The organism is Pseudomonas sp. KBN12P06040, from assembly GCF_037574965.1.
Classification (GTDB): Bacteria; Pseudomonadota; Gammaproteobacteria; order Pseudomonadales; family Pseudomonadaceae; genus Pseudomonas; species Pseudomonas aeruginosa.
This window is the reverse complement of the sequence record NZ_JBBELS010000002.1, coordinates 387,071-413,254: the sequence shown is the minus strand read 5'-3', so window position 1 is coordinate 413,254 and position 26,184 is coordinate 387,071. Positions and strand designations below refer to the sequence as shown.

The 26,184-nt window shown below is 60.3% G+C and carries 23 protein-coding genes; 17 read left to right on the top strand and 6 right to left on the bottom strand.

Going from position 1 to position 26,184, the window contains the following annotated elements; genetic code table 11:
• Window positions 1–241 precede the first annotated feature (241 nt).
• The gene (gene umuC, locus VQ067_RS32895) at window positions 242–1,504 is read right to left on the bottom strand and encodes a translesion error-prone DNA polymerase V subunit UmuC (protein WP_023111085.1); all 1,263 of its coding nucleotides are present in this window, start codon (window positions 1,502–1,504) and stop codon (window positions 242–244) included.
• Between the two features lie 140 nt (window positions 1,505–1,644).
• Between umuC and VQ067_RS32890 the strand changes: the two genes are divergently transcribed.
• A complete protein-coding gene (locus VQ067_RS32890) occupies window positions 1,645–1,767 on the top strand; it encodes a hypothetical protein (RefSeq protein ID WP_021263648.1) in 123 nt (40 codons plus the stop codon).
• Between the two features lie 404 nt (window positions 1,768–2,171).
• Window positions 2,172–2,735: a hypothetical protein gene (locus VQ067_RS32885; RefSeq protein WP_031300153.1), complete on the top strand. Its 564-nt coding sequence runs from the start codon at window positions 2,172–2,174 to the stop codon at window positions 2,733–2,735.
• Window positions 2,736–2,763: 28 nt separating this feature from the next.
• Here the strand turns inward: VQ067_RS32885 and VQ067_RS32880 are convergent, their stop codons facing one another.
• Window positions 2,764–3,588 (bottom strand): Ig-like domain-containing protein, encoded by an 825-nt coding sequence (locus VQ067_RS32880; protein ID WP_019437248.1) that lies wholly within the window; start codon window positions 3,586–3,588, stop codon window positions 2,764–2,766.
• A 145-nt stretch (window positions 3,589–3,733) separates the two neighbouring features.
• Window positions 3,734–4,657, bottom strand: coding sequence for a prepilin-type N-terminal cleavage/methylation domain-containing protein (locus VQ067_RS32875; protein ID WP_269749738.1), 924 nt, complete (start codon window positions 4,655–4,657; stop codon window positions 3,734–3,736).
• A 108-nt stretch (window positions 4,658–4,765) separates the two neighbouring features.
• Here VQ067_RS32875 and VQ067_RS32870 point away from each other — a divergent pair, with 108 nt between their 5' ends.
• On the top strand, window positions 4,766–5,473 hold the full coding sequence (locus VQ067_RS32870; protein WP_021263221.1) for a DUF7673 family protein: 708 nt from the start codon (window positions 4,766–4,768) through the stop codon (window positions 5,471–5,473).
• 27 nt (window positions 5,474–5,500) lie between these two features.
• Here VQ067_RS32870 and VQ067_RS32865 read toward each other — a convergent pair whose 3' ends face one another.
• The gene (locus VQ067_RS32865) at window positions 5,501–6,478 is read right to left on the bottom strand and encodes a hypothetical protein (RefSeq protein ID WP_340081042.1); all 978 of its coding nucleotides are present in this window, start codon (window positions 6,476–6,478) and stop codon (window positions 5,501–5,503) included.
• Between the two features lie 181 nt (window positions 6,479–6,659).
• Window positions 6,660–6,929 (bottom strand): hypothetical protein, encoded by a 270-nt coding sequence (locus VQ067_RS32860; protein ID WP_153549649.1) that lies wholly within the window; start codon window positions 6,927–6,929, stop codon window positions 6,660–6,662.
• Between the two features lie 95 nt (window positions 6,930–7,024).
• Here VQ067_RS32860 and VQ067_RS32855 point away from each other — a divergent pair, with 95 nt between their 5' ends.
• Window positions 7,025–7,642, top strand: coding sequence for a hypothetical protein (locus VQ067_RS32855; RefSeq protein WP_058199474.1), 618 nt, complete (start codon window positions 7,025–7,027; stop codon window positions 7,640–7,642).
• 133 nt (window positions 7,643–7,775) lie between these two features.
• Here VQ067_RS32855 and VQ067_RS32850 read toward each other — a convergent pair whose 3' ends face one another.
• Window positions 7,776–8,252 (bottom strand): hypothetical protein, encoded by a 477-nt coding sequence (locus VQ067_RS32850; RefSeq protein WP_019437242.1) that lies wholly within the window; start codon window positions 8,250–8,252, stop codon window positions 7,776–7,778.
• Window positions 8,253–8,393: 141 nt separating this feature from the next.
• On the opposite strand from VQ067_RS32850, the gene VQ067_RS32845 reads away from it, so the two are divergent.
• The 13 genes from VQ067_RS32845 (at window position 8,394) to VQ067_RS32785 (ending at window position 26,113) form a co-directional block, all read left to right on the top strand.
• On the top strand, window positions 8,394–9,776 hold the full coding sequence (locus tag VQ067_RS32845; RefSeq protein WP_058199473.1) for a hypothetical protein: 1,383 nt from the start codon (window positions 8,394–8,396) through the stop codon (window positions 9,774–9,776).
• Between the two features lie 291 nt (window positions 9,777–10,067).
• Window positions 10,068–10,427 carry a DUF805 domain-containing protein gene (locus tag VQ067_RS32840; protein WP_034000447.1) on the top strand — a complete coding sequence of 120 codons (360 nt, stop codon included), beginning with the start codon at window positions 10,068–10,070 and terminating at the stop codon, window positions 10,425–10,427.
• 1,016 nt (window positions 10,428–11,443) lie between these two features.
• The gene (locus VQ067_RS32835; RefSeq protein ID WP_042933573.1) at window positions 11,444–14,458 is read left to right on the top strand and encodes a Tn3 family transposase; all 3,015 of its coding nucleotides are present in this window, start codon (window positions 11,444–11,446) and stop codon (window positions 14,456–14,458) included.
• Window positions 14,455–14,817 carry a Tn3 family transposase post-transcriptional regulator TnpC gene (gene tnpC, locus VQ067_RS32830; RefSeq protein WP_023911045.1) on the top strand — a complete coding sequence of 121 codons (363 nt, stop codon included), beginning with the start codon at window positions 14,455–14,457 and terminating at the stop codon, window positions 14,815–14,817. Before VQ067_RS32835 ends, tnpC begins: the two co-directional genes overlap by 4 nt.
• 326 nt (window positions 14,818–15,143) lie before the next feature.
• A complete protein-coding gene (locus tag VQ067_RS32825) occupies window positions 15,144–17,600 on the top strand; it encodes a heavy metal translocating P-type ATPase (RefSeq protein WP_003131918.1) in 2,457 nt (818 codons plus the stop codon).
• Window positions 17,597–17,992, top strand: coding sequence for a MerR family DNA-binding protein (locus VQ067_RS32820; protein ID WP_023911048.1), 396 nt, complete (start codon window positions 17,597–17,599; stop codon window positions 17,990–17,992). Before VQ067_RS32825 ends, VQ067_RS32820 begins: the two co-directional genes overlap by 4 nt.
• Before the next feature lie 16 nt (window positions 17,993–18,008).
• Window positions 18,009–18,251 (top strand): DUF2933 domain-containing protein, encoded by a 243-nt coding sequence (locus VQ067_RS32815; RefSeq protein ID WP_003131921.1) that lies wholly within the window; start codon window positions 18,009–18,011, stop codon window positions 18,249–18,251.
• Window positions 18,252–18,315: 64 nt separating this feature from the next.
• The gene (locus tag VQ067_RS32810) at window positions 18,316–18,654 is read left to right on the top strand and encodes a hypothetical protein (protein ID WP_033869463.1); all 339 of its coding nucleotides are present in this window, start codon (window positions 18,316–18,318) and stop codon (window positions 18,652–18,654) included.
• A 101-nt stretch (window positions 18,655–18,755) separates the two neighbouring features.
• Window positions 18,756–20,012, top strand: coding sequence for a TolC family protein (locus tag VQ067_RS32805; RefSeq protein WP_023911051.1), 1,257 nt, complete (start codon window positions 18,756–18,758; stop codon window positions 20,010–20,012).
• Window positions 20,009–21,490: an efflux RND transporter periplasmic adaptor subunit gene (locus VQ067_RS32800; protein WP_058198919.1), complete on the top strand. Its 1,482-nt coding sequence runs from the start codon at window positions 20,009–20,011 to the stop codon at window positions 21,488–21,490. The genes VQ067_RS32805 and VQ067_RS32800 overlap by 4 nt, the downstream gene beginning before the upstream one ends.
• Window positions 21,487–24,648, top strand: a complete 3,162-nt coding sequence (locus tag VQ067_RS32795) for an efflux RND transporter permease subunit (protein WP_340081034.1) — start codon at window positions 21,487–21,489, stop codon at window positions 24,646–24,648. The genes VQ067_RS32800 and VQ067_RS32795 overlap by 4 nt, the downstream gene beginning before the upstream one ends.
• Window positions 24,645–25,001: a copper-binding protein gene (locus VQ067_RS32790; RefSeq protein WP_003131925.1), complete on the top strand. Its 357-nt coding sequence runs from the start codon at window positions 24,645–24,647 to the stop codon at window positions 24,999–25,001. The genes VQ067_RS32795 and VQ067_RS32790 overlap by 4 nt, the downstream gene beginning before the upstream one ends.
• A gap of 206 nt (window positions 25,002–25,207) precedes the next feature.
• Window positions 25,208–26,113, top strand: coding sequence for a F510_1955 family glycosylhydrolase (locus tag VQ067_RS32785; protein WP_031275450.1), 906 nt, complete (start codon window positions 25,208–25,210; stop codon window positions 26,111–26,113).
• Window positions 26,114–26,184: the final 71 nt, after the last annotated feature.

The window sequence follows — 26,184 nt, the reverse complement described above, 5'->3', positions numbered from 1 at the left end:
GGGGCGGCTCCTGAGCATTTTTCATACCGGATACTATCGGATTGCCATCTGATTTTCCCCCTCTGTCATGCGCTAGAAGGGAAAAACATCAGAGCACTCCTATTTGGTGTCGCGCCTCGAGTAGAATGTTTGGCGCGGTTTTGACCGGCGTCGTAGTAAAGAATTCTACGGATCTCCGTCAGATAGGCTGATAATTGTCAATTCATGGGTAATTGCAGGAACGCCGTTGACGATCGGTGTTTCATCGTGCCCGAGGAAGCTCCCGCCAACTGGTCGTGTATGAGGGAGAAAGCATCTCGCGCCTCATCGCCCAGCCGGCTTCCACTGGGATTGACGCTACCCGCAAGGCCCCGCGTCCGAAACGTTCATTCACCAGGTCCATGGTTGCCATGAGGCGGTCGACGTTTCGCCGCGGTTGCGGGGCGAACATATCGTGAGTCAGACCTTCCAGCTGGCTGAGCCGGCACAGCTGTATGGTGCATTTCGAATATGCGAATCCGGCCCGGTAGATCCCGTGAAGGCCCTGGTTCGCGGCCTGGATTAGGTCGCGGGTGTCTGCAGTTGGTGTTGGTAGGAGCATTCTGGCCCCGTTCCAGTAACGGTCTGCAGGATCGGCAAACTGGCTGGTTTGAACCGAGACAACGAGCTCGCTGCAGACGGAGCCCTGCTCCCGAAGCTTTTCCGCTGCGCGAGTGGTGTACGCGGCCGCCGCCTGGCGCAATTCCTCAAGCAGATAGACACGCCGGCCGAACATCTTGGACGACACGATCTCTTTCTTCGGATCAGGATCATCGTGCATTTTCAGCCACTGCTCCCCGCGTAGTTCCCGGGCGGTTCGCTCCAGAACCTTCGAGAACATCCTTCCGATGTGCCTCGGGTCCGCGCTGGCCAGGTCGAAAGCGGTCTTGATCCCTAGAGTCTCGAGTTGACTGGAGAGCTTACGGCCTACACCCCACACCTCCCCCACCGGCGCGAGTTTCAAGAGTTTCTGCTGGCGCTGAGGGTCCATCAGGTTCACCACGCCGCCGGTTGCTGGCCAATTCTTCCCTGCCCACTGTGCGAGTTTGGCCAACGTCTTTGTCGGCCCGATGCCCACCCCAACTGGGATATTCACCCACTGTCGAACTCGTGCCTGAATATCCCGGCCCAACTGCTCCAGGTCGCCGGGCATTCCAGTAAGGTCACACCAACATTCGTCAACGGAGTAGACCTCGATGCTGGCGACCAGAGTGCTAATGGTTCGCATCACACGATTCGACACGTCGGCGTATAGCGCATAGTTGCTCGAAAAGGCTGTCACTCCCCTCTGGTCGAGAAACCGCTTCACTTTGAAGTACGGGTCGCCCATCTTTAGGCCCAACGCTTTAGCCTCCCGACTTCGAGCGATGATGCAGCCGTCGTTGTTCGAAAGGACCACGACTGGCTTCTGTGCCAAGTCCGGACGGAAGATCCGCTCACATGAGCAGTAAAAGCTGTTGCAATCGACCAGGGCAAAGACGCTCACAGCATGCTCCTGAGCAGCATGCTGATTACTCCCCATAGTTCCACCTGCTCTTCGTCGGCCAGGATTTCGCGATGGCGGCCGTCGGCTCCTACCCGTGCAAGATGTAGTCGTTCCAGTGCTACCCGCTCCACGAGCGCCAAATGATGCTCATGGTTCGCCACCACGATTACTACATTGCCGGGGCTAGGCTCGAGGGCGCGGTCGACCACGAGTACATCGTTCCGGTGCACTCCGACCCCAACAAGATCGTCGGTGTCGACTAGCCAAAGCCAAATGTTGGGTGCCCCCCATCCCACCGCGGCGTCAAGGGAGGGAGGAAAAAGCAAGTGATCCTCAGCCGGGCTCTGGAAACCAGTAATCTTCAGGCGCTGTTGCGCCAGGGCGAGACTGGACAGCCGCCGGCCGGGAGACGTAAAGCAGTCCATCTGGGCGGTCGTCTCAAAACTGTATATGTGTACAGTATAGAGATCAGCCCCGGGTTCGCGTCAAGCTGCGCGCAGTGGGCATGTCACTGCCGATGGAGGGGAATTTCTTGTAAGGGGGGCCATCCATGGCCTCTACCGTGGAGTATACGGCGGTAAATGGCTCAGGTACGGCTACGGGTTACCGCCGGTCAGTTGGGGCGGCGTGCATTTGTTGCCGCGAAACGTGGAGCAAACCTCAATATATGCTGGGCATGGAGCGGGGCAGGATGGGCAGAAGAAATGTGGTCTTTAGAGAAGGCTGGTCGGGGCTCATCCTGCTGGCAGGGGTGGCGCTACTTGCGCCTGAAGCCGCAAACGCTGGGAAGATAGGACAGGCACTGGGCTCTGCTGCTGGCAGCGTCGGAGGGACTGCGGTTGGAGGTGTATCTGCAGAAGCAACCCGACAAGCTCTTGCTGCCAAGGGCATGACGGAGGATGACTTCTTCCAAATGCTGTTCGCTCGAGGCATCCCTCGCGCAAAGCAAGATCTCCCCAAGATGGTCGACGCAGAAACAGAATTTTATGACGTGACTGGTAGCGGTAGGGAATGGGGATACTGGTATCGATTCCGTCGGTATGCATCTCGAGACCTGGACCCTGCAGCGGTGAAAAAGGCACTCGGGCCAGAGATCATTTCGAAAGTCTGCGGGACGCCGAACATGGTGTCCCCATTCATGGAGATGGGAGGAACCTATCGGTACAACTATGTTGGAAGGGATGGCCAACTGATCATGTCAATTCGGGTGAGTCGGCAGGACTGCAACTGAATCCTGCCCGACTCACGAGTTCGACTCTTTACTGCGGAACAGAACAGGCCTCGTATTCCTCACGACTCGATGCGCAGTTCTTGCCAAGGCAGGTGGACTGCCGGAATTTTCCTATAGTGTAGATTCGGCCGTTGTAGGCGAAGCTATCAGTCGCGTTGGTAACCTCACCGATGTACTGCCCTAGGAAAAGCCGGTACCCCTGTTTCGGCCCGCCGGTGTTCGACACGCCATGATCCCAGCCAGTGGCGTAGACCCCGTTCTTTGTGAATGAGGACCAAGCACAACTCGGGGTGCTCTGTTTGGTACCGACGGCCTGCTGGGAACGTGCTGCCTGGATAGTTTGATATAGCGGGATCACCCCTCCAACATTTCGGAGCTGGCCAGTCACCAGGCTCACTTCCCGGTTTTGTTGGTACGCGATCTGGTTTTGGTAGCAAACGGCAGACTGAGTGAATGCTGTTCCCTGATTGATCGTGCTCGCGTCGGGTGACCAGGCGCTGCAACTGTACGGGGCTCCAGAGTCCTGCCAGGCTGAGTACATCGCACTGGTAGATACCCACTTATCGGTGAACGGTACATTGATCTGCCCTGTACCTCCTTCCGCCGGCGACGTCGCGCTCACGGTGGCCCCGCCAATTGTCTTCGACGAAGTGAGAACGACCGATGTCTGGCCGTTCGCATCCGTTGTCGTGGTCGCAGCACTGAGACCGCCGTCGCTGGTGGTCCAGTTGATCACTACGCCCCTGCCGGCGTTGTTCCCGTCGTAGTCCTGGACTGTTGCCACCAACGTCGCCTTCTCCCCGAGGGCAGCGAGGGAGCCTGGGGTTGCCTGGATGACGATCGTCAGTCCCATGTTGCAAGACCGCCAACCATTCCCCGATCGGTCACAAACGACCTTTTGCCACCCACTAGAACTTGCCCCACTACGGATGGGCTTCCAAGAGTCCGCCGAGACTGTCGTTGTTACCGCTGCGAGAATGAAAGCCGCGGCTACGGCCTTAAGGTTTGCAAACATAGAGATTCCCCGCACTGTCGAACGCCAAAGAGCCTTTTGGGAAGCTGGCACACGATTGACCTGTGCTTACGATCGCCGGGCTCCAGATAACCGACTTCACCCACTTGCCCCCTTGGCAGGTGAGTTGCGCACCGGTGGATGTCGTAGCGACGAGCCCCGCTTTCGCGCAGCCCCCTCCCTCTGCAGCCGTGCCGGTGAACTCGACGTAGCCGGCGGTGCTGATATTTCCGGTAGCAGCGACCGTTTGAGCGTTCACTGCGCCCGCAGCGTTGAGGGTTTGGGCGTTGACCGCATTGACCTCGTTGATGTCGTTGTTACCCATCAGCAGGTTGGTACGCATGCGGTTCATTTCCGCGTTCGCCGAGGCGAGGCGCGAGAGCTTCCCGTCCAAGGCTGGTTCAGTCCCTGGAACCCCAACAGTTGTGCGGATCTGGTAGGTGGATGAGTTGATGATTTGAGAACCCGGTAACCCATTCACCACAACACCGTCCCAGTCTTGGGTGGTGTTCTGATCAACACTGAAGGTGTACTGGGTACAGGAGGTTGTGATCGGGTAGTTGTAACGGTTGATATTTGACACCCCTGCGAGCATTGGCGGGGTTGTCGCTCCAAGCGCCTGGATGGCATTCGAGCATGTAGCGTCACCGGGCCAGGAGCCCTTCTCGCTTCGATAGGCCCGTGCGGCGTCGATGATCGCCTGGGTGTCTTGGACTGTAGTGTCCGCCCGTTTCTGGTTCACCCTGGTCATGTAGTTTGGCACTGCTGCGGCGGCAAGCATCGCCGTGATCGCAAGCACTATTGCCAGCTCCATTAAGGTGAAGCCCTGCTGGCATTCCCGCCCCATCTTCATTGCTCCTAAGCAGAAGTTGTAGGCGCCAATGCTACGAGCACATTTGTTGGACTCCATGTCAAAACGACACGCTGAAATTCCCACGATTTAGGCTGTTTCGGTAAATCGTGGAGCAAACCTCAGTTCTGCATTAGGCTGTGCCGGTCAGCAAAAAAGGAGGGACTCATGATGACTGACCCTGGTCCGGAGCAAGCTTCCGCCAATATTCGTGAACAGCTTGAAAGTCCGTACACACGGATACGCTATGCAGGAGAGAAAGCCCTTCATCGACTCTTGCCCATTGCCCAAGGCGACGGCATCCAGGACCAAGTGGTCAGGTCGCTGCTGCTGGGCTGTTACAACGGGCAGGATTACCCGATCGATCCTGCCTCGTTGCGGGTACTTAAACGCAGCGTGATGGAAGACTGCATAGCTCTGCTGCTGATGGACTCCGCCCCCGCGATGGAGGTCCACCAGTACATAGAGAACGGGAGTTCGGTTTTCAATGGAATGGCTGAGCGTTGGCAGCCACCGAGCCGCATCCAAATGCAGATACCGACCTCGGAGGACGAAACATCAGAGGACCTTCGGACCCTCGGGAAGAAGTCCCTGCAGCATTTAATCGCTGTGGCTCAAGGCTTTTCTGGACAGTGCCGCCATATCGCGCGGTTCTTGGTGGGGTGTTACGACGGATGCCGATACCCCTTCGACCTCACCAGGTTCCGTTGTATCGACCATGACCTCTTCCTGGAGTGCATCGCGGTAATCCGCCTGCTGTATGAAACCCGCCATGGGATCGACAAGAACATCCTCGAGGGGGCGAGCGTGTTCAACAGGCTGATTCAGGATTGGTCGATCGAGCCCTATAGCGCAGACTCGGAAGCTGTGCGCTGAGGGTAGGCCAAGCCACGCGGTGCAGCTTCAGTTAGGGATGCCGGAAGGGCCTGTTTCAAACGGAGGAACCTGCGCTGAACTGATTTTCCCAGCGGACGGCATCGCATGGCCCCGGCGGCTGAATCGTCTGTGATGGAAAGCGATCAGGAAAAGGGCCAGGTAGATCCAGATCGAGTGGGCGACCGAGCAGAGCACGTAGAACAGTCGCAGGATCACCCGGTGCGCGCCCACCGCATCGGCGTAGTCGACGATTACCTTGTAGAGGCCTGCCTTCCTGTACAGAAGAACGGCCGCAATGCTTCCTGTCTTTTCATCATTGTCGATGCCGACAGTGGTCCCCATTTCGGTAAATGGTCGAGTGGACAGGTCGACATAGGTGCCGAAGATCTGGCCCCGGAGCGGCGCCGGAAAGTCTTCAGCACGTAACGACGTGCCTGACCAACACGCCACCCCCTCTGCCTTGCACCCGTCCTGGAATTCCGCGCTGGGAAGATCGAGCAGGTTGCGGTGCTGCCAGGCGATGTTCCAGTTCCACCCCGGGAGGGCAGTTTGGACTAGGGCGACGTGTAAAATCAGGGTGGTGCCGATCACGGTGGCCTGGGCTCCCAACATGATGATGCGATCAAGCGTCCGCCACCGTCTCACGACGACCAGCAAGGTGAGCCCGCTGGCAGCAATGCCGGCGAGGAATGTTGGAACGAGCTGCGGATTCGCCCCTTCCGGAAGGAGCAGGTGGCCAAGAGTTTGGTTTTCCCCGTAGCGGAAGATCACAAGAGCAAGAGCGAAGGCGCCAGCGATAAGTTTGGGCGAAAGCCTGCGACGGAAAAACAGGATCATCGAGAGCGAGAAGGACAGGTAGAGCAGGAACTGCGAATAATCGATGACCAAGTCGAAAGCATGGCGAGAAAACCACTCTTGGAGCGTGCCGGACTGCAGCTCCGTCAGGCTGTAAGGCGATGAGTCTGGGGAGGGTTTCAGAAAGGTCTTGAAGAGGTTTTCAGACATCGGAGTGCACGCATACCAAGGATTGAAATCTGGATGCTACTTCCCGGTCGCCCGAGTACCAGCGGAACCGGCCTTGGAAAATCCCTGGACCGTAGGTTTGGAGCCGGCAAGGGCTCTCGGCCATGAAAATGGGAGTGCAACCGTTACCATCAGGCCAGTAGCAACCATCCTGAAGGAGTCCTCAATGCAGTGCCGATGCGGGGCCGCCACCAAAGGCCGAAGCTCTGTCGTAAATAAGCTGGAAGCCGAGTTGTCGTACCAGGAGTGTGATCCCTGTGGCCGAGTCCACATCGAGCACCTGAAGGTGCGCGGCCAAATCGTGGCCCGCGGCCGCCAGGCCAGTGAAATATTCAACGGCGACCTTGAGCGCTTCCTCAGCACACCCCAGCAGGCCGGGTTTGCGTTTTAACCTCTGGAGATAACCCGGGCCCCGCCTGGTGGCGATTGCCACTGCCCTCTCGCTGGTCGTGCCGAGGCCGACACTGGTCAAGTGTCGCGCGGGCGGTATCATGGTTCAAACCATTGACTAAGTTCAGAGAGACAAGCATGCCAGAAATCCAGGAACTCCCTCCTGAGGAGATCCCGAAGCAGATCACCGCCAGGCATGTTACCCGTAGTCTTGGGCAGCATCTGGAAGCATTCCTAGCTTCGAACAACCTGCAGGGGTGGAAAGCCGAGGAGGAGTATGTACTTCGGGACGACCGCCTGGCCGATCAGCTTTTGCTGTTAACCCAGGTAACCGGCCTCTATCTCGGGCAGTTCAAGCGGTACAGTACCCGCTTGCTGAAGCTCGCACGAAGGAATGGGGCTGAGATCAGGCTGACTGAGGTACAAGGCATGGTGGCGCGCGCCTTGGGTTATAACTCCTATCATGTCGCCTATAAGTGCCGATCGGTTGACGACTTCATCGACAACCTCTGGCCCCAAGGTGCGGCAATGAGCCTTGTGAGTCTGGACGGCGCCGTCGCCGGCATGCGTCAGCAGAGCGCAGTGATACAGCGGCTGATCGACCGTTACCGCTTCAACAAGGAGCGCGACAGGATGGTCAACGCCGGTGCTAAGCCGGGCGGCCAGGCCGATCCGAAGATGGCCAAAAAGATGCAGGGTGAGCGCCGTAGGCGCCATAGTCTGCATCGGAGCGACGGGATCAAGCTTCGCGATTGACCCAGGTGGTAGCGGCGAGGCCTGCGACTTTCAAACGCTGTCGGACTTTGAACCAAAAGAAATGCAGAAACCGGGCTTGAAGCCCGGTTTTTTGCATTTTGACGACTCTGTGACCGGGCCGGCGGTTCGCCTGCTAGTCCAGGCTGACCAGCCGCGTTTCGAGGGTGTATTTCTTCCCGGCCGCAGTCCAGAAGATCGTCGACTCGCCGCCGTTTACGGCCGCCCCAGTACCCGAAGTGGCTAGTTGAGTTGCGCCGATTTCAGGAATGAACTGGTCGACGACGAGGTCGAAGGTCACCGCCTTTTCGGACTGCCGCTTCCCTGGGACGGCATAGGGGTGGATGGCCACGATGTATCCCGAGCGTGATTTTTCGAGCGCGCCCTCTTTCACGATATGCAGCTGACGCCATTCCGCTTGAGTATTGATCTGCGCGGCAATTCGGGGCCGCTGCAGCACGCGCTCATGCTTGTTGGCATCGATTTCCTTGATCACGAACTCGAACGTGGCCACCTGTTGGGCGGGCGTTTCTTTGAAGCAGGTGGAAGAGCAGCCGGCCAGCGTCAGTGCAGCCGCCAGGGCAGTGAGAGTGGCAAATGAGCGTTTGACCATTGTTACCTCGGGTCTATGGGGAGCAATCGAGGCCAACGGTATCGAGTGAAAACGGCAAATCCCAGTCAAGTTGATGGCGCGGATTCCATGTTGATGCCAGGAACAGGCCTACACTTTGGAAAAACTGCCGGAAGCACCGCGATGCTTACCCAACACTTAACAGTTGCGCAGAGCAAGTATTTATTCATCGGCAAGGATTGCATGGCGTACCGGTGCACCGATGGATTGAATCCGCAAGATCTGGAGCGGCACGAACTACGTCCACTTGTGGTCGCAACGCTCAGCGTTGAGGGGCTTGGGATCTACTGGCAGCGCTTGTACTTCGGTGATGAACCCATCCCACTCGAGTCTTTTTTGTACTTGGCATGGACAGAGTTCCATACCCTCGGGGGCATGCCTGGCCACCTTCTTGTGGAACCGGAATTGCTGGACGATTACCCGTTGCGGCGGGTCCTGGGGCAGATGGATAAGGAGAAAGTCATCAAGAAGGTGACCATCGGCCATGGGCACCCATTTGGATCAACCAGGAGGCAATCACAGAACCTGGTCAAGCACAGCATGGTTTCCCTGGAGGAGTTGACGGAGCACCGGCTGGAGAGCCAAGAGGCGGTATTGGCTCGCCTGAACCAGGGCTTGGAGGGTTATCACCGGGTATGGGAAAACTCGCCGAGGCCTGGACATGCAGAGGATGATTTCCAGAACCACCGCCTGAGACCGGTGCACCTTCCGCACTGGCCGCAAAACCTGGTGGGGCTGGATATTGCCGATTGGATGAAGCGCCAGGCGCGATCGGTACCACCGATGGCCCCTCATGAGGAGCTCAGAATCAAGTACCAAACGGGATGGATCGTTTCCGTAACCAAGAAACCCGTTGCGACTGAGATGCTCCGTGAGGCATTTCGCACCGTGATGATGACCGGTGACCGTGAACCTGCAGGGCTCTACGACATAGAAGACCTGCTCTGGTTTAGGTCGGTGGTCCGGGGCCTGCCCTTCCCGCCTCAAGAACTGTTCGGTTCTGTTCTGGAGCCAGGGAAATGGCCGCTTTTTCTGAACGGAAGCCTGGCCATCAATGGCGCGACCGCGGATCAACTGGAATCCTTGCTGGAGCGCAGCATGGAGCGAAAGGGTTTGGTGCTTTTTCCGGAAAGCGAGGATGCGTTCTGTGATTCGCTGAACCTGCTCGGTGGGGGTGGTGATGAGCGCTGCTGTGCTGAGCTGGTCGGTGGACCATACCGCGGATCGTTTCGCGTCTTTGCCCTGGACGACGATGTGTGGCTGAACCTCTTGGCCATACCCCGGGGATCGCCGGCAGACACGCCAGGCCTGGCTGAGTGCCTGCATCAGACGCTGGGCGAAATCGATGTTGGAGCCCCGGGCCTGGCCGCCATCAACTTCTGGTTAGAGAACCTCATCCAGGGGCACTCATGGAACCAGAGCCTGCTCCTTCTGGGTATGGTTGAGAGCATGCTGGCGACTATCGCCGCATGGCGCGAAGCTGATCGGCCGGCAGATCACAGGTAGCTCAAAGATCGAGGTCGACTTACTGGGTGAGCGCGATCGGGAAGGTATACTCCCACGTCTCAGCAGATCGAGGTCGACCAGGTGTACCTACGCCAACTGTTCTTGAAATTCACCCTGTTCTTCAGCCTCATCATGCTAGGGCATCTGTTCATCCCAAAGGAGGTGGCAGAAACCCTGGTAGAGGGTGCCTGGCGTTACATCCTTTGTTTTGCCGGGGGAGCATGCGGACTCTGAGATAGGATGAGTGTCCGAGCTGCAGAGCAGCGGCTCGACACGTCCAAAGGAGCCCGCGTGAATTTCCTATCTCACTACTGCCGGCATTTCACCGGTGCCTTCAAGTTCAAGAACCGACAGGGTCGTACCTTCTTCTGGCTCTGTCTGCTTGCCGATGTGTTCCTCGTATCCGTTCTACTCGCTTTGAACCCCTTCGGGCTGCTCGGGAGACTTCTGATCCTCCTCGCGCTTCTGGTCATCGCCGGCAATGCCATTCAGCGGCTGAAAGATGCCGGTGTCACCCCTTGGGTGCTTCTGCTGTGGTTCATCCCCTTCGTTGGCCAGGCAATCCTGGCCATCCTGCTCCTACTCCCCGGCCGTAAGCCGGTCGACCTGCCGGCCGCACCGCCCTCCTCGCCTTATGTTGGCGGGAAGTGAGCGCTGATCTGGCCGCAATGCGGCCGGGCTATAACAACATAGCTGATACCCTTCGGACCGGTGGTGCTCCCTTCCCTTTCCGCGCCGGCGCCACCTCCGCAAAACCAAACCTCATCTACCCCTTGGTCCTCGGCAGCTCGCCCGAATCCGGAGTGGCCTATAACAACATAACATGTGGTAGCCCTGGTGGCGGCGCTCCTCCTGATCCCCCTACCCTGTCCAACCCTTTTAAGGGCCCATCTGTCGGTGCCGGGTTGCCTGCGCCGCGCGTAGAAAGAAATGGGGAAAAGGAAAGAAAAGAAAGGAAAGAAAAAGGAAAGGGTTGGACAGGTACGGGAGGTATCTGGTGCGATGGTCCAGGCGGGTGAAAATGGTGCAGGAGGAACGCATAAATGGTCTAAACCTCCTAGGTTATGTTGTTATAGGAGCTGGCCAGGAAGCGCCCTTCGATCGAGGGAAGAAGGAAGTCGCCTTAAAGGGCAAGGAGGAGGTTCAGGATGATGGTCGTAGCGTTGCGCGCTATGTTGTTATAGTTAGAAGCCCTGTCTCGGAACCACTTCGTTTTCAAACAATAAATCTGTCGCTGAACAATAAAGACTGTCGCAAGAGTTAGGGCGTTGCCTAAGCCAGCGCACAGTGGCCTGGGAAATGAGCCATGCGCCTGCGAGTACCCGCGCCGAGTGCGACACTTTTATTAGTTCATGCTTGGGCGACCAGCCACTGTAGGGTGTTGCGACAGGTTTGCAGGTTGCCGCATCGCACCGGTAAGCCCGTTGACTACGGGTAGCGATGGTAAATCAGTACCTTACAGACCAAATGAATGAATTTCCCCCTTATCTCGGTCCACTACTGTGGTCAACTACAACAAAGCTTATGGGTGATCCGGGTCATGCCGAGATAAAGGGAAAATTCACTCACTTCGCTTTTAAGCGGTTGATCCTGAATGGTTTTTCAAATCGCGCGCACAGTCTCTGATCGTGGACTATCTTTTCTGACTCCTCAGAAAAGGAGGTTCTATGGCTTCATTAGAGCGCACGGCGTACCCCACTCTGTCAAAGACGTATTCAAAAGCTGAGCTGCAGCGTGATTTCTCCTTTTCCGATGATGAGATTAAGTGGGTACGAAGCAAGTCCAAGGCCCCCTTTCACCTCAATCTCGCCGTTCTCCTCAAGACCTTTCAGGTACTTCGATATTTCCCTGATATCACCGACGTGCCTGATCAACTGGTGGCGTTCATTCGTGGAGAGTTGGGCCAGCGTAGCAAGGTGAAATTCGCTGAGTACAAGTGGTTTCAGCAATATCGCCATATGAACGCCATCCGAGCTCGTCTCGGCGTGACTGCATTTTATGGCTCAGATGCTATCGAGGTTGCTGAGCGCCATGCCAAAGAAATGTCGTTCGTGCTTGATCAGCGTGCCGACATCATTAACTCGGTGATTGAAGAACTGATCCGCCAGGATTATGAGCTACCTGCGTATTCGACCCTGAATGATCTCGCTGAGCGGATTCATACCGAATCCCAAGAGGCAATATTCAACCTTGTGGTAACCAGAACGCCAATCGAGGTGATCCATAAGCTAAAGGAGCTGCTCGACACTGACTTCGGTCGACGCCAAAGCGACTTCAATGCACTGAAACAGGCGCCCAAGAAGCCATCTCGCAAGCACCTGGAAGTGCTGATCGATCACTTGGCCTGGCTAGAGAGCTTTGGGGACCTGGAAGCCATTTTTGACGGGATCGTCGATGCCAAGATCCGCCACTTTGCTGCCCAAGCTGCTGCGTCGGACGTCTCCGAGCTGAAGGACTGTTCGCTGCCGAAACGCTACACACTGATGCTGGCCCTGATCTATCGAATGCGAGTGCGAACTCGGGATCACCTGGCCGAGATGTTCATCCGACGAATATCGACGATCCACAAACGCGCCAAGGAAGAGTTGGAGCAAATCCATGCGCGGCAACGCCAGAAGCTGGAGCAACTGGCGGCTACCCTGGACGGCGTGGTGCAGATTCTGGTTCAAGAACCGGATGACCAGGAAGCTGGCAGCCTGATTCGGGAATACCTCTCCCCCGATGGCAATCTGGATCGGTTGCGTGAGACTTGCGCCGAAGTCCAAGCTACCGGCGGCAATAACTACCTGCCGCTGATCTGGAAGCACTTCAAGTCCCATCGTTCGCTGCTGTTCCGTCTCAGCCACCTTCTCCAACTGGAACCCACGACTCAGGATCGATCACTGATCCAGGCGCTTCTGCTCATCCAGGACTGCGAAAATCTACACCGCGAATGGATCGGCGAGCACGTCGACTTGTCGTTTGCCTCGGAGCGCTGGATCAAGGTCGTTCGTCGTCCTACCAGTGAGGGACCACCGACCAACCGGCGCTATCTGGAAGTCTGCGTATTCTCCTACCTGGCCAGCGAGCTGCGCTCCGGCGACATGTGCGTGCTGGGGTCGGAATCTTTCGCTGACTACCGCAAACAGTTGCTGCCCTGGGAAGAATGTCTCCAGCAACTACCAGCTTACTGCGAAAAGGTGGGGCTTCCTGGTACGGCGAAGGAGTTTGTTGCCTCCCTCAAAACCCAGTTGGAGGAAACCGCGCAGCAGCTGGATGAAAAATTCCCCTCCTGCCGAGGTGACGTATCGATCAATGAAGCCGGCGAGCCGGTGCTGCGCCGAGTAATCGCGCGGGACATCCCGCCTTCGGCTATCTCGCTGCAGACAGCGCTCATGCAGCGCATGCCGGCCAGGCATGTGCTCGACATCATGGCTAACATCGAGCATTGGATTCAGTTCACACGGCATTTCGGGCCGATGTCCGGTAACGAGCCGAAGCTCAAAGAGCCTGCCGAGCGCTACCTGATGACGATCTTCGCCATGGGCTGCAACCTAGGCCCTAACCAGGCCGCGCGGCATCTGGCCGGTAATGTCACGCCGCACATGCTCTCCTATACCAATCGCCGTCACCTCTCGCTGGAGAAGTTGGACAAAGCTAACCGCGAGCTGGTGGAACTCTACCTGCAGCTCGACCTGCCCAAGCTCTGGGGCGACGGCAAAGCGGTGGCCGCGGACGGTACGCAGTTTGACTTCTATGACGACAACCTGCTGGCCGGCTATCACTTCCGCTACCGCAAGATGGGAGCCGTGGCCTATCGGCACGTGGCCAACAACTACATCGCAGTGTTCCAGCACTTCATCCCGCCGGGCATCTGGGAGGCGATCTACGTGATTGAGGGGCTGCTCAAGGCTGATCTTAGCGTCGAGGCTGACACGGTGTACTCCGATACCCAAGGGCAGTCGGCCACGGTGTTTGCCTTCACCCATCTGTTGGGCATCAACCTGATGCCACGTATTCGCAACTGGCGCGACCTAGTGATGTGCCGGCCGGATCGCGGTGCTTCGTACAAGCATATCAACCGCCTGTTCACTGACACTGCTGACTGGAACCTGATCGAAACCCATTGGCAGGATCTGATGCAGGTCGCGCTATCGATCCAGGCCGGCAAAATATCCTCACCTATGCTGCTGCGCAAACTCGGCTCCTACAGCCGGCGCAACAAGCTCTACCATGCGGCACAGGCACTGGGCAGCGTGATCCGTACAATCTTCCTGCTCAACTGGATCGGCAGTCGCGAGTTGCGCCAGGAGGTCACCGCGAACACCAACAAGATCGAGTCTTACAACGGATTCTCCAAGTGGTTGTCCTTCGGCGGCGATGTGATTGCTGAGAACGATCCGGACGAGCAGCAGAAGCGGCTGCGCTACAACGACATGGTGGCCTCGTCGGTGATCTTGCAGAACACTGTGGATATGATGCGCATCCTGCAGAAGCTGGCCCGCGAGGGCTGGCAGTTCACCGATGAAGACGTGTCTTTCCTCAGTCCCTACCTGACCAGCAACGTCAAACGCTTCGGCGAATTCAACCTCAAGCTCAACCGGCCACCAGAACCCTGGATCAAGGATTCGGTGTTTCAACAAGCCGCCGGCTCGCTGCGAGTCAACACGGCCAGCAGGGCCGATGCCGAGGAGGCAACATGATCGAGATTCCACCGGCGTCTTTTCACATTACCCCCTACGGCGAAGTGGATGCTGTGGCCCTGGAAAAGCTGCGAGAGGACTTCGACACCTCCCAACTTCTGCGATTGGTTGACCGACTGGATGCCTGTCTGGCCAATCTGGGTGAAATTGTGGCCGTCCGTGATGAGTTGCTGAAGCTTCACGCAATGGCTCTTACTCTCGTAGAGGGCTCGGCACTGACAGTGCCGACTGAGAATGCCTGCATCTGGTCGGAAGCCGAGTCGCTACAACAGGATCTTGAGGCCCTCTCTGAGTGGGTGCAATCAGCCCAAGCAGGGATCGTCCCCTTGCTCGGTCTTGCACCTGATCATGTATTGTAGGTGGCCTGGCAGCCCCGGTAGACCGCCGATCCACCTTAGCTCTACGGCCCCCGTAAGCTGAAGGTCAGTCGGTCGGAACGCCCCTCACGATAGATTAAGGGCTTAGTTGGGTATTCATTCCATCACAGCCTCCGTTATTCAATGGCCTTTGCCTTCTTGAGCGCAGCTGATCTCACAGAATTAGCGCTTCTGCTCGTGGAGCTCCGCGTAGTGCTCCCAGATTTGTGATCATCCCAAACTCTCGGATGGTCGCCACCTTACTGCTTGACCTTGCCCCAACGGTAAGGTCCAACCTCTCAATAACGAGATAATCGTGGAGGTTGGCAATGACCCGCGCATTCCCCGAAACCACTGCTGCTGCGCACGCCGGCCTTGTTCGGCAATGGACGTTTGGCGTAGAAGGCATGACCTGTGCCTCCTGCGTGGCACGGATCGAGAAGGCATTGACTCAAGTACCCAGGGTTTCCGCCGCCAGGGTCAATCTGGCCAGCGAAGCGGTTATGGTAGAAGCCGATGCCGATTTGGCTCCCCTGCTAGAGGCGGTCGAAGGCGCGGGTTACCGCGTGAAGGAAGAGCAACTGGACCTGGTCATCGGCGGTATGACCTGCGCTTCCTGCGTCGGCCGGGTCGAGAAGGCCCTGCTGAAGGTGCCGGGCGTGCTGGCGGCCACGGTGAATCTGGCCAGCGAGGCGGCCCGGGTCCGGGTGGTGTCCGGTGCGGTAGCGCCGGCGGCGCTGATCCAGGCGGTTGCGGCCGCCGGGTACGAGGCCGGTGTGCCGGCAGCCAAAGAGGCCGCCGCCGCGCCGCCGTCTCGCGACTGGTGGCCGGTGGCACTGGCCGCCGTGCTGTCCCTGCCGCTGGTGGTGCAGATGCTCGCCGTGTTGCTGGGCGCGCGCTGGAGCCTGCCGGGCTGGATACAACTGCTGTTGGCCACGCCGGTGCAGTTCTGGCTGGGGGCACGTTTCTATCGGGCCGGTTGGCGAGCATTGCGCGCCGGCAGCGGCAATATGGACCTGCTGGTGGCGCTCGGTACCAGTGCCGGCTACGGGCTGTCGGTCTATCTGATGGCGACGCATGCCGGCCCCGGCGTCCCGCACCTCTATTTCGAGGCTTCCGCGGTGGTGATCACCCTGGTCCTGCTCGGCAAGTGGCTGGAAGCGCGTGCCAAGCGCCACACTGGAGACGCCATTCGAGCACTGCAGGCACTACGGCCGGACACCGCCCGGGTGCGCCGTGAGGGTGTGGACTATCAGGTATCGGTGAGTACCTTGGCCGTCGGTGATTTGCTGGTGGTACGGCCGGGCGAGCGAGTTCCCGCCGATGGTCTGGTACGCGACGGGCGCAGCCATCTCGACGAGTCGCTGCTGACCGGTGAGAGCCTGCCGGTGGCGAAAACTGAAGGCGATGTGGTGACCGGCGGCGCAATCAACGGCGAAGGACTGTTGCTGGTCGAGACCACAGCGGTCGGCGCGGAAAGTACGCTGGCCCGAATCATCCGCATGGTCGAAAACGCTCAAGCGGCCAAGGCGCCGATCCAGCGCCTGGTGGATCGGATTAGCGCCGTCTTCGTCCCCGTGGTGTTGGTGATCGCTGCCATGACCCTGCTGATCGGCTGGTGGCTCACCGGCGAGGTGGCCGGCCCACTGATCAACGCGGTGGCGGTGCTGGTCATCGCTTGCCCTTGCGCGCTGGGCCTGGCCACGCCGACGGTGATCATGGTCGGCACCGGCGTCGGTGCGCGCCACGGCATCCTAATCAAGGACGCGGAAGCCTTGGAGATCGCCCACCGGGTCAGCGTGGTGGCTTTCGACAAGACCGGCACGCTGACCCAGGGCAAGCCAAGGGTGACCGCGCTGGAAGTGGCGAATGGCGATAGCGCGCGCCTGCTGCTGCAGGCCGCCTCGGCGCAGGCCGGCAGCGAACACCCGCTGGCGCAGGCGCTGCTGGACAAGGCCAAGCAGGACGGCACGGATTTATTGCCCGCATCCAAGGTCACGGCGTTGCCGGGGCGCGGTCTGGCGGCCTTGGTCGCAGGGCGAGAGCTGCGCCTGGGCAGCACACGACTGATGCAGGAGCTCGGCGTTGACCTGTCACCGCTGGCGGCGTCCGCAGCAACGCTGGCCCGGGCCGGCAACAGCGTGTCCTGGCTCGCCGACGTGACTGGACAGCCACTGCTGTTGGGCCTGATCGCCTTCGGTGATGTGCTGAAGCCGAGTGCCCGCCAGGCCGTGGCGCGGCTGCGCGGACTGGGCATACGGACCGTGATGATCAGCGGCGACAACCGCGGTGCGGCTGAGAGCGTGGCGGCTATGCTCGGCCTCGACGAGGTGCGCGCCGAGGTGTTGCCCGGCGACAAGGCCGCGGAGGTGCAGGCGCTGAAGACCGGTGGCGCAGTGGTAGCCATGGTCGGCGACGGCATCAACGACGCTCCGGCGCTGGCGGCGGCGGATGTTGGCATTGCCATGTCGACCGGTACCGATGTAGCCATGCACACCGCCGGCATCACCCTGATGCGCGGTGATCCGGCGCTGGTGGCGGATGCCTTGGCTCTCTCCCGCCATACCTACGGACGGATTCTGAAGAGCCTGTTTTGGGCCTTCGTCTACAACCTGGTCGGCATTCCACTGGCCGCCTTCGGCCTGTTGAGCCCGGTGGTGGCCGGTGCGGCGATGGCATTGTCCAGCGTCTCGGTGGTCACTTACGCGCTGCTGCTCAAGCGATGGCGGCCGGCACCGGTAGAGCTGGACGGAGGCGCTGGCTCAGCAAGAAGGAGGCATCCATGAACATTGGCGCAGCGGCGAACGTCAGCGGCTTGACCGCCAAAATGATCCGCTATTACGAACGCATCGAGCTGGTCCCAGCTTCTCGGCGCACCCGGTCTGGCTATCGCGACTACCTGGAAAGGGATGTACAGGTTTTGCGCTTTATCCACCACGCCCGAGAACTGGGCTTCTCATTGACGCAGGTGCGCGCCTTGCTGGCGTTATGGCGGGATCGCCAACGCCCTAGCAGCGAAGTTCAAGTCATAGCCCACCACTACATCGACGCGCTGAACGCACGCATTGTCTTGCTCCAGGCACTGCGCGACAGTCTGAGCTACCTGGCCGAGCATTGCGACGACCTTGAGCAACCACCGGGGCCGATTCTGGATGATCTGCCCCCCCCCACTAGCTGAATGAAAGGAGAACATCATGACCTGCGATAAATCCACCATGATTCGGGTTGGCATAGGAGCCGGCATCTTTCTGCTGGCTGCCTATGTCCTGTTTCCGGCTTTTCAAACCTGGATTGCGGCGAACGCGCTGATCTTCCTGCTACTGCTCTGTCCGCTGTCAATGCTGTTCTGCATGCGCGGCATGCACAAAGGACCACCCGCTAGCGATGACACGCAGAAGGTAAAGCCGATCGAGCGTGATCCGACTGACGCGCCGTGATCTTTCCGCAAAACGGAACACTGACGAATTGCTCCCCCTATCGACCTGGGCTAGACTCCGCCGCATGAAACGACGCCTGCACCTGCTGTTGCTCCTGCTGCTCAGCCTGACCCTTCCCCTGAATGGGGTCGCAGGTGTGCTCGCGTTTTCCGAACCTTGCCCCATGGAACAGCACGGCATCTCGATGGAGGATATGCAGGCTTCTTGCTGCGAAGACCATCAGCAGCAAATGTCCAGCGGCAAAGTCTGCAAGACCGGACAAGAGTGCAAGAGCAGCAGCATGCTGCAGGTTTCGGTCATCAAGACGCCTCTTCTGTTTTCTCGCTCCGTAGTAATCACTCCTACCCACGATTTCCTTCCAACCGCGTCCCCCTCTGGGGTGTGGCGTCCCCCCCGCGCCTGATTCCCGTGCCGACTTGAGTCCCGTTTCCCCCTCTTAGGCGGCGAGACGGTGTGCGTGTGCCCGTGTGGGTACGCGCCGGATCATCCACAGGAATCGTGAATATGAATCTCCGACGCTACTGCGGAGGACGCCTTTCGCTGGCCGCCCTCACGCTGTGCGCCCTGGCCGTGCCCGGCCTGGCCGCCGCCCTTACCCTGGACGAAGCCCTGCGCCTGGCGGAGCGCGAGGCACCGTCACTGGCTGCCCAGGCTGCCAACCAAGATGCCGCCATGCAGGCCGCCATTCCCGCCGGTGAATTACCGGACCCCAAGCTTGCCCTAGGTATCCAGAACTTTCCCATCGAGGGCGATGCCCGTGGCAGCCTCACGCGCGACTTCATGACCATGCAGATGGTCGGGGTCATGCAAGAAGTTCCCAACCGAGCCAAGCGCCGTGCCCGTGTCGAGGCTGCCCAGGCGGGCATCGACAGCGCCGATGCACTGGAGCGGGTCGAACGCCTCAAGGTGCGCCGTGAAACTGCGCTTGCCTGGATCGGCGGCTTCGCGGTCGAGCAGAAACTGCAACTGTTCCAGACTCTGTACGACGAGAATCGCCTGCTGGCCAAGGCCGTACAGGCCAGCTTGGCCGGCGGCCGTGGCCAGGCGGCTGACAGTTTGGCGCCCAAGCAGGAAGCAGCACTGCTCGCCGAGCAGGAAGATGAACTAGAACGCAACCGCACGCAGGCCCGCGCGGCCCTGCGCCGCTGGGTCGGGCCGGTGGCGGTCGAGCCGCTGTCCGGCTCTTGGCCGAGCTGGCGAGTCGATGACCTGCATTTCCGCCACAGTTTGGATCGTCACCCTGAGCTGCAGGCCTTCACGCCGATGACACAGGAGGCAGAGGCCCAGGTGCGTCTAGCCGAAGCGGACAAGAAACCCGACTGGAGCTGGGAGCTGGCCTACCAAAAACGTGGCGAGGCCTTTGGCGACATGGTCTCCGTGCAGTTCACCTTCGACCTACCCCTGTTCACCGCCAGCCGGCAGGACCCGAAGATCGCCGCCAAGCGCGCCGAAGTGCTGCGCCTGGAAGCCGAGCGCGAAGCCATGACACGGGAGCACGCGCAAGCGCTGGCCGACGATCTGGCCGAACACCGCCGCCTGGAGCGCGCCGTGGAGCGCAGCCGACAAACCCTGGTACCGCTGGCCGAGGAGAAGGTACGCCTGGCCATGGCGGACTACCGCGCCGGCCGTGGCGAGTTAATGGCGCTAGTGGCCGCGCGGCGCGAACTCATCGAGGCCCGCCTGAAACACATCGACCTTGAACAGCAACGTGCACAGACCAGTGCCCGCCTGTATTTCGCCTATGGAGAAAGTAGCCAATGAAGACTCGAATCTGGAAAGGCGCGTTGCTGACGGGCTTGGCGCTCGCCATTGGTGCAGCGGGCGGCTACTGGTTCGCTCAGCCCCTGGTGGAGGCCGGGGCCAGCATGGCCAATGCCCAGGAGTCCTCCGCACCGGACGAGCGCGAAGTGCTCTATTGGTACGACCCCATGTACCCGCAGCAGAAATTTGACCAACCCGGCAAGTCTCCCTTCATGGACATGGAATTGGTGCCGCGCTACGCCGGCGAGGCGAGTGACAGTGCCGCGGTCAGCATCGACCCAAGCGTCGTCCAGAACCTGGGCATGCGCCTAGCGACTGTCACCCGTGAACACTCGGTCACTGAGTTGGAAGTGGTCGGCAACCTAGCCTTCAATAACCGCGATGTCGCCGTGGTGCAGGCACGCAGCGGGGGCTTCGTCGAGCGCGTGTATCGGCGCGCGCCCGAGGACCTGCTGGCCGCCGGGGCGCCGCTGGCCGACCTACTGGTACCCGAATGGGCGGCTGTTCAAGAAGAGTTCCTGGCCTTGCGCGAGGTCGGTGAAAGAGCATTGTTGGACGCAGCCCGGCAGCGCCTGCGCCTGGCTGGGATGCCGCAGTCATTGATCGAGCGGGTCGAGCGTAGTGGCAAGGTCCAGGCCCTCTGGACGGTGACCAGCCCGATTGCCGGCGTGCTGCAGGAACTCAATGTCCGCGAAGGCATGACCCTGGCCGCTGGCCAACCCTTGGCCACAGTCAACGGCCTGAGCAGTGTCTGGCTCGACGTGGCTGTGCCTGAGGCCGAAGCCGGCGGCGTACAGCTCGGCCAGCCGGTGGAGGCATACCTGCCCGCCTTCCCCGGTGAAGTGCTGGCGGGCACGGTGAGCGCCTTCCTGCCGCAGGCCAACCTGGATAGCCGCACGCTGCGCGTGCGGGTCGAACTGGATAACCCGACGGGCCGTCTGCGGCCAGGCATGACCGCCAAGGTTCGGCTGAGTCGCCCGAGCGAACAGAGAGCATTGTACGTGCCGAATGAAGCGGTAATCCGTACCGGCCGGCGTGCCCTGGTGATGCTGGTCGAAGGCGAGGGTCGTTATCGACCGGTTGAGGTCCGTCTTGGACGGGAAAGGACTGACAAGGCGGAAATTGTCGAGGGCCTGGAGGAAGGTCAGCAGGTAGTCGCCTCCGGACAGTTCCTGCTCGATTCCGAGGCCAGCCTGCGCGGGGTACTCGCCCAGGACCTCGCATCACCCGACGCTCAGCCGATGCAGGCCCTGCATGAGGCGGAAGGCAAGGTGGTCGAGATCGACAACGACTCGGTCACCCTGGCCCATGGTCCGTTCAAGACCCTCGGCATGCCTGGAATGACCATGACCTTTCCGTTGGCAGATCCGACTCTGCTGGAGGGCGTACAGGCAGGGGACTCGGTACACGTTGGCGTGCGTGAAACGGACGACGGCCTGTTGATCGAGCGGCTGGATAAGCTGGAGGTGCAACCATGATCGCCAAGCTGATCCGCTGGTCGGTGGCCAACCGCTTCTTGGTGCTGCTGGCCACCCTGTTCGCCGTCGGCTGGGGTGTCTGGTCGGTGCAGAACACCGCCATCGACGCGCTGCCGGACCTCTCCGATGTGCAGGTGATCATCCGCACGCCCTTCCCGGGGCAGGCGCCGCAGATCGTCGAGAATCAGGTGACCTATCCACTGGCCACCACCATGCTCTCGGTGCCGGGCGCGAAAACGGTGCGCGGTTATTCCTTCTTCGGCGACAGCTTCGTCTACGTGCTGTTCGAGAACGGCACCGACCTGTACTGGGCGCGTTCGCGGGTACTGGAATACCTCAGCCAGGTGCAGGCCCGTCTGCCTGCGGGCGCCGCGCCCGCCCTGGGCCCTGATGCCACCGGGGTGGGCTGGATCTATCAGTACGCCCTGGTCGACCGCACCGGCACGCATGACCTGGCGCAGTTGCGGGCGCTACAGGACTGGTTCCTCAAGTTCGAACTGAAGACCCTGGCCAATGTCGCCGAGGTGGCCACCATCGGTGGCATGGTCAAGCAGTACCAGGTGGTGCTCGATCCGATCAAGCTGGCCAGCCGCGGCATCACCCAGCAGCAGGTCGCTGAGGCAATTTCCAGGGCCAACCAGGAAACCGGCGGTGCGGTGCTGGAACTGGCCGAGACCGAGTTCATGGTGCGCGCTTCGGGTTACCTGCAGACGCTGAATGACTTTCGCGCCATCCCCCTGCGCCTGGACAGTGGCGGCGTGCCGGTGACGCTTGGCGAGGTTGCGCATATCCAGCTCGGCCCGGAAATGCGTCGCGGCATCGCCGAACTCGACGGCGAGGGCGAGGTAGTCGGCGGCGTTGTGATCCTGCGCAGCGGCAAGAATGCTCGCGAGGCCATCGCCGCGGTCAAGACCAAGCTTGACGAACTGGGCAAGAGCCTGCCCTCGGGGGTGGAGATCGTTACCACCTATGATCGCAGCAAGCTGATCGATCGTGCCGTAGAAAACCTCAGTCACAAGCTGATCGAGGAGTTCATCGTAGTCGCCCTGGTTTGTGCGCTGTTTCTCTGGCACCTGCGCTCATCCCTGGTGGCTATCGTCTCGCTGCCGGTCGGGGTGCTGATCGCCTTTATCGTCATGCAGCAGCAGGGGATCAACGCCAACATCATGTCCCTCGGCGGCATCGCCATCGCCATCGGCGCCATGGTCGACGCCGCGGTGGTGATGATCGAGAACGCGCACAAGAAGATCGAGGCCTGGCGCGAGGAACACCCGGGCGAGGACCTCAAGGGCGAACATCACTGGCACGTGATCACCGAGGCGGCGGTGGAGGTCGGCCCGGCACTATTCTTCTGCCTGCTGATCATCACCCTGTCGTTCATCCCGGTTTTCACCCTGGAGGCCCAGGAAGGCCGCCTGTTCGGTCCGCTGGCCTTCACCAAGACCTACGCCATGGCGGCCGCCGCCGGCCTGTCGGTGACCCTGGTGCCGGTGCTGATGGGCTATTGGATTCGCGGGCGGATTCCCAACGAGGAACAGAACCCGCTGAACCGCTGGCTGATTCGCATCTACCAGCCGGCCTTGGACGCGGTACTACGGCGGCCGAAAATCACCCTGCTGGTTGCGGTGCTGATTCTGCTCAGCGCGCTCTGGCCGATGAGCCGTCTCGGTGGCGAGTTCCTCCCGCCGCTGGACGAGGGCGACCTGCTCTATATGCCCACCGCGCTACCGGGGCTGTCCGCGCAGAAGGCGGCGCAACTGCTGCAGCAGACCGACCGCCTGATCAAGACGGTGCCGGAAGTCGCCCATGTGTTCGGCAAGGCCGGCCGTGCCGAAACCGCCACCGACCCCGCACCGCTGGAGATGTTCGAAACCACCATCCAGTTCAAGCCGCGCGAGCAGTGGCGACCGGGGATGACCCCGGAGAAGCTGGTGGAGGAACTGGACCGTACCGTACAGGTGCCAGGATTGGCCAACCTATGGATTCCGCCGATCCGTAACCGCATCGACATGCTCGCCACCGGCATCAAGAGCCCGATCGGCGTCAAGGTCGCCGGCAGCAACCTGGCGCAAATCGACGAGATGACCCAGGCGGTCGAACGGGTCGCCAAACTCGTGCCCGGAGTCAGTTCCGCCCTGGCCGAGCGCCTGACCGGCGGGCGTTACGTCGATGTGGATATCGACCGCGAAGCGGCGGCGCGCTATGGCCTGAATATCGCCGATGTGCAGGCGATCGTCGCCGGCGCCATCGGCGGGGCGAACATCGGCGAGACCATCGAGGGCCTGGCGCGCTTCCCGATCAGCCTGCGCTATCCGCGCGAGTGGCGCGATTCACTGGCAGGGCTGCGTGAGCTGCCGATTTATACCCCCCAGGGCAGCCAGATCACCCTTGGCACTGTGGCGCAGATCAGGATCAGTGACGGTCCACCCATGTTGAAAAGCGAGAATGCGCGTCTGTCTGGCTGGGTCTACATCGACGTGCGTGGCCGTGATCTGGCTTCAGTGGTGGGTGACCTGCGCCAGGCCATCGATGATCAGGTCAAACTAGAGCCGGGCATGAGCCTGAGCTACTCCGGGCAGTTCGAGTTTCTCGAACGCGCCAATGCCCGGCTCAAACTGGTGGTGCCGGCGACCCTGGTGATCATTTTCGTCTTGCTCTACCTGACGTTCGCTCGCTTCAGTGAAGCCCTGCTGATCATGGCCACACTTCCCTTCGCACTGGTCGGCGGCATCTGGTTCCTCTACCTGCTCGGCTACAACCAGTCGGTGGCCACCGGGGTGGGCTTTATCGCCCTGGCCGGGGTCGCCGCCGAGTTCGGCGTGATCATGCTGCTGTACCTGAAGAACGCCTGGAACGAACGGCAAGACGCCGGCCGCACCGACGAAAGTGCGCTTATCGAGGCGATCCGCGAAGGCGCCGTGCAGCGTGTGCGGCCCAAGGCGATGACCGTGGCGGTGATCATCGCCGGCCTGCTGCCGATCCTGCTGGACAGCGGCACCAGCAGCGAGGTGATGAGCCGCATCGCCGCGCCCATGGTCGGCGGCATGGTCACCGCGCCGCTGTTGTCGTTGTTCGTCCTGCCGGCGGCCTATCGACTGATGCGTCGCCGCCAGACCTCTGAATTCATCCCCAACCAAGCAGAAGGAAAACTCGCATGAAGAACTACACCCTCCTAGGTGCTCTGACTCTGGTCCTCGGCCAACCGGTCTTTGCCGCCGAAATGCCTGCCATGCCCATGGACAAGATGCCCATGAAAGAAATGCAGATGGAGCAATCGGGGGCTATGGCAACCGCCCAGGCTTCCGGCACCGTCAAGGCCATCGACAGTCAGAAAGGCAGTGTCACCATCGCCCATGGCCCCGTGCCTGCCGTGAAGTGGCCGGCGATGACCATGGGTTTCAAGGCGACGCCCGAGCAACTGGCTCAAGTGCAGGTCGGCCAACAGGTGATGTTCGAGTTCAAGAGCGAAGGTATGACGGCGACGCTTCTGTCGATCAAGCCGATGCAGTAATAGCGCCAAGAATGGCCGGTCCGGTGAGCTATATCCTTTCGCCGGGCCAGTCTTTCGGATCAGTGATTTGACTCAACCATGGGTAACTGTGCTGCCATCCTCCCGTTGCTCCTTTGGTTTGGAGGTTGGCCCTAGGCGCCTGGATCAGGCGCCTCTTTTTTCGAAAGAGGCCTTGGCACAGATGGCCCTCACTTGGAGACGCGATGATGGCTCTGATATTCCTACTACGCGGCGCAGCTAGACTCGGGCTGCTAGCCGCCGTCACCATTGTCGCCGCCTGCGGCGATGCAGCGGTCACCCTAGAACATGTACACGGACTGGCGTTCAGCCCGGATGGTCAACAGCTGTCCATTCCCAGTCACCACGGCCTGGCCGTCTATAGCCAAGGGCGCTGGAGCAAGGCACCCGGACCTGCACACGACTATATGGGCTATTCGGTGACGCGCCAGGCGATCTACAGCAGCGGCCACCCAGCCCGCGGCAGCGGTCTGGTCAATCCGTTCGGAGTGATCAAGAGCAGCGATGGAGGGCGCACGTGGCAGCAACTGGGCCTACAAGGCGAGTCGGACTTCCACCTGCTGGCCAGCGGTTACGATAGCGCAACCCTATATGTCTACAACACCCGTCCGAATTCGCGGATGAGCGTCCCGGGCTTGTATTACAGCCGCAACGATGGAGCCAATTGGCAGCGCGCATCCGCGCAGGGAATTGGCGAGGCGCCGACCGCACTGGCGGTGCATCCGAGCGACCACCGGCTGGTCGCGGTGGCGACCGGAGCGGGCCTGTACCTGTCGCGCGATGCGGGTCAACGCTTCAGGGCGGTCGTCGAAGGCGAACAGGTAGTGAGCGTCACCTTCAGTCTTGATGGCAGCAGCCTATGGTTCGGTAGCTACGGCGACGCGGCCAAGCTATCCAGGCTGGATCTGAAGACGCGCGAGATTACCCCGCTCGGCGTGCCTGAGCTGGATGAGGACGCTATCGCCTATCTTGCACAGAACCCAGTCCAGCCAAAGGAATGGGCGACGGCGACCTTCAAACGTGACGTCTATCTATCAAAGGACGCCGGCACGACCTGGAGCGCGATCGCCAAAGCCGGTCAGACTCTGGAGTGATGCAGCCGCGGCTCAAAGGCAAGCAAGGAAGGCCGGGGCGACGCGGCATGGTTGTCCCGCGCAGAGGTGGG

What these genes read in the sequence shown, in the direction of transcription:
- VQ067_RS32885 (WP_031300153.1), top strand. Translation starts at nt 2,172, where the DNA reads ATGCTGGGCATGGAGCGGGGCAGGATGGGCAGAAGAAATGTGGTCTTT.
- VQ067_RS32790 (WP_003131925.1), top strand. Translation starts at nt 24,645, where the DNA reads ATGAAGAACTACACCCTCCTAGGTGCTCTGACTCTGGTCCTCGGCCAA.
- VQ067_RS32800 (WP_058198919.1), top strand. Translation starts at nt 20,009, where the DNA reads ATGAAGACTCGAATCTGGAAAGGCGCGTTGCTGACGGGCTTGGCGCTC.
- VQ067_RS32875 (WP_269749738.1), bottom strand. Translation starts at nt 4,657, where the DNA reads ATGGAGTCCAACAAATGTGCTCGTAGCATTGGCGCCTACAACTTCTGC.
- VQ067_RS32865 (WP_340081042.1), bottom strand. Translation starts at nt 6,478, where the DNA reads ATGTCTGAAAACCTCTTCAAGACCTTTCTGAAACCCTCCCCAGACTCA.
- VQ067_RS32890 (WP_021263648.1), top strand. Translation starts at nt 1,645, where the DNA reads ATGATGCTCATGGTTCGCCACCACGATTACTACATTGCCGGGGCTAGG.
- VQ067_RS32820 (WP_023911048.1), top strand. Translation starts at nt 17,597, where the DNA reads ATGAACATTGGCGCAGCGGCGAACGTCAGCGGCTTGACCGCCAAAATG.
- VQ067_RS32855 (WP_058199474.1), top strand. Translation starts at nt 7,025, where the DNA reads ATGCCAGAAATCCAGGAACTCCCTCCTGAGGAGATCCCGAAGCAGATC.
- tnpC (WP_023911045.1), top strand. Translation starts at nt 14,455, where the DNA reads ATGATCGAGATTCCACCGGCGTCTTTTCACATTACCCCCTACGGCGAA.
- VQ067_RS32810 (WP_033869463.1), top strand. Translation starts at nt 18,316, where the DNA reads ATGAAACGACGCCTGCACCTGCTGTTGCTCCTGCTGCTCAGCCTGACC.
- VQ067_RS32880 (WP_019437248.1), bottom strand. Translation starts at nt 3,588, where the DNA reads ATGGGACTGACGATCGTCATCCAGGCAACCCCAGGCTCCCTCGCTGCC.
- VQ067_RS32815 (WP_003131921.1), top strand. Translation starts at nt 18,009, where the DNA reads ATGACCTGCGATAAATCCACCATGATTCGGGTTGGCATAGGAGCCGGC.
- VQ067_RS32805 (WP_023911051.1), top strand. Translation starts at nt 18,756, where the DNA reads ATGAATCTCCGACGCTACTGCGGAGGACGCCTTTCGCTGGCCGCCCTC.
- VQ067_RS32835 (WP_042933573.1), top strand. Translation starts at nt 11,444, where the DNA reads ATGGCTTCATTAGAGCGCACGGCGTACCCCACTCTGTCAAAGACGTAT.
- VQ067_RS32825 (WP_003131918.1), top strand. Translation starts at nt 15,144, where the DNA reads ATGACCCGCGCATTCCCCGAAACCACTGCTGCTGCGCACGCCGGCCTT.
- VQ067_RS32785 (WP_031275450.1), top strand. Translation starts at nt 25,208, where the DNA reads ATGGCTCTGATATTCCTACTACGCGGCGCAGCTAGACTCGGGCTGCTA.
- VQ067_RS32850 (WP_019437242.1), bottom strand. Translation starts at nt 8,252, where the DNA reads ATGGTCAAACGCTCATTTGCCACTCTCACTGCCCTGGCGGCTGCACTG.
- VQ067_RS32845 (WP_058199473.1), top strand. Translation starts at nt 8,394, where the DNA reads ATGCTTACCCAACACTTAACAGTTGCGCAGAGCAAGTATTTATTCATC.
- VQ067_RS32870 (WP_021263221.1), top strand. Translation starts at nt 4,766, where the DNA reads ATGATGACTGACCCTGGTCCGGAGCAAGCTTCCGCCAATATTCGTGAA.
- VQ067_RS32795 (WP_340081034.1), top strand. Translation starts at nt 21,487, where the DNA reads ATGATCGCCAAGCTGATCCGCTGGTCGGTGGCCAACCGCTTCTTGGTG.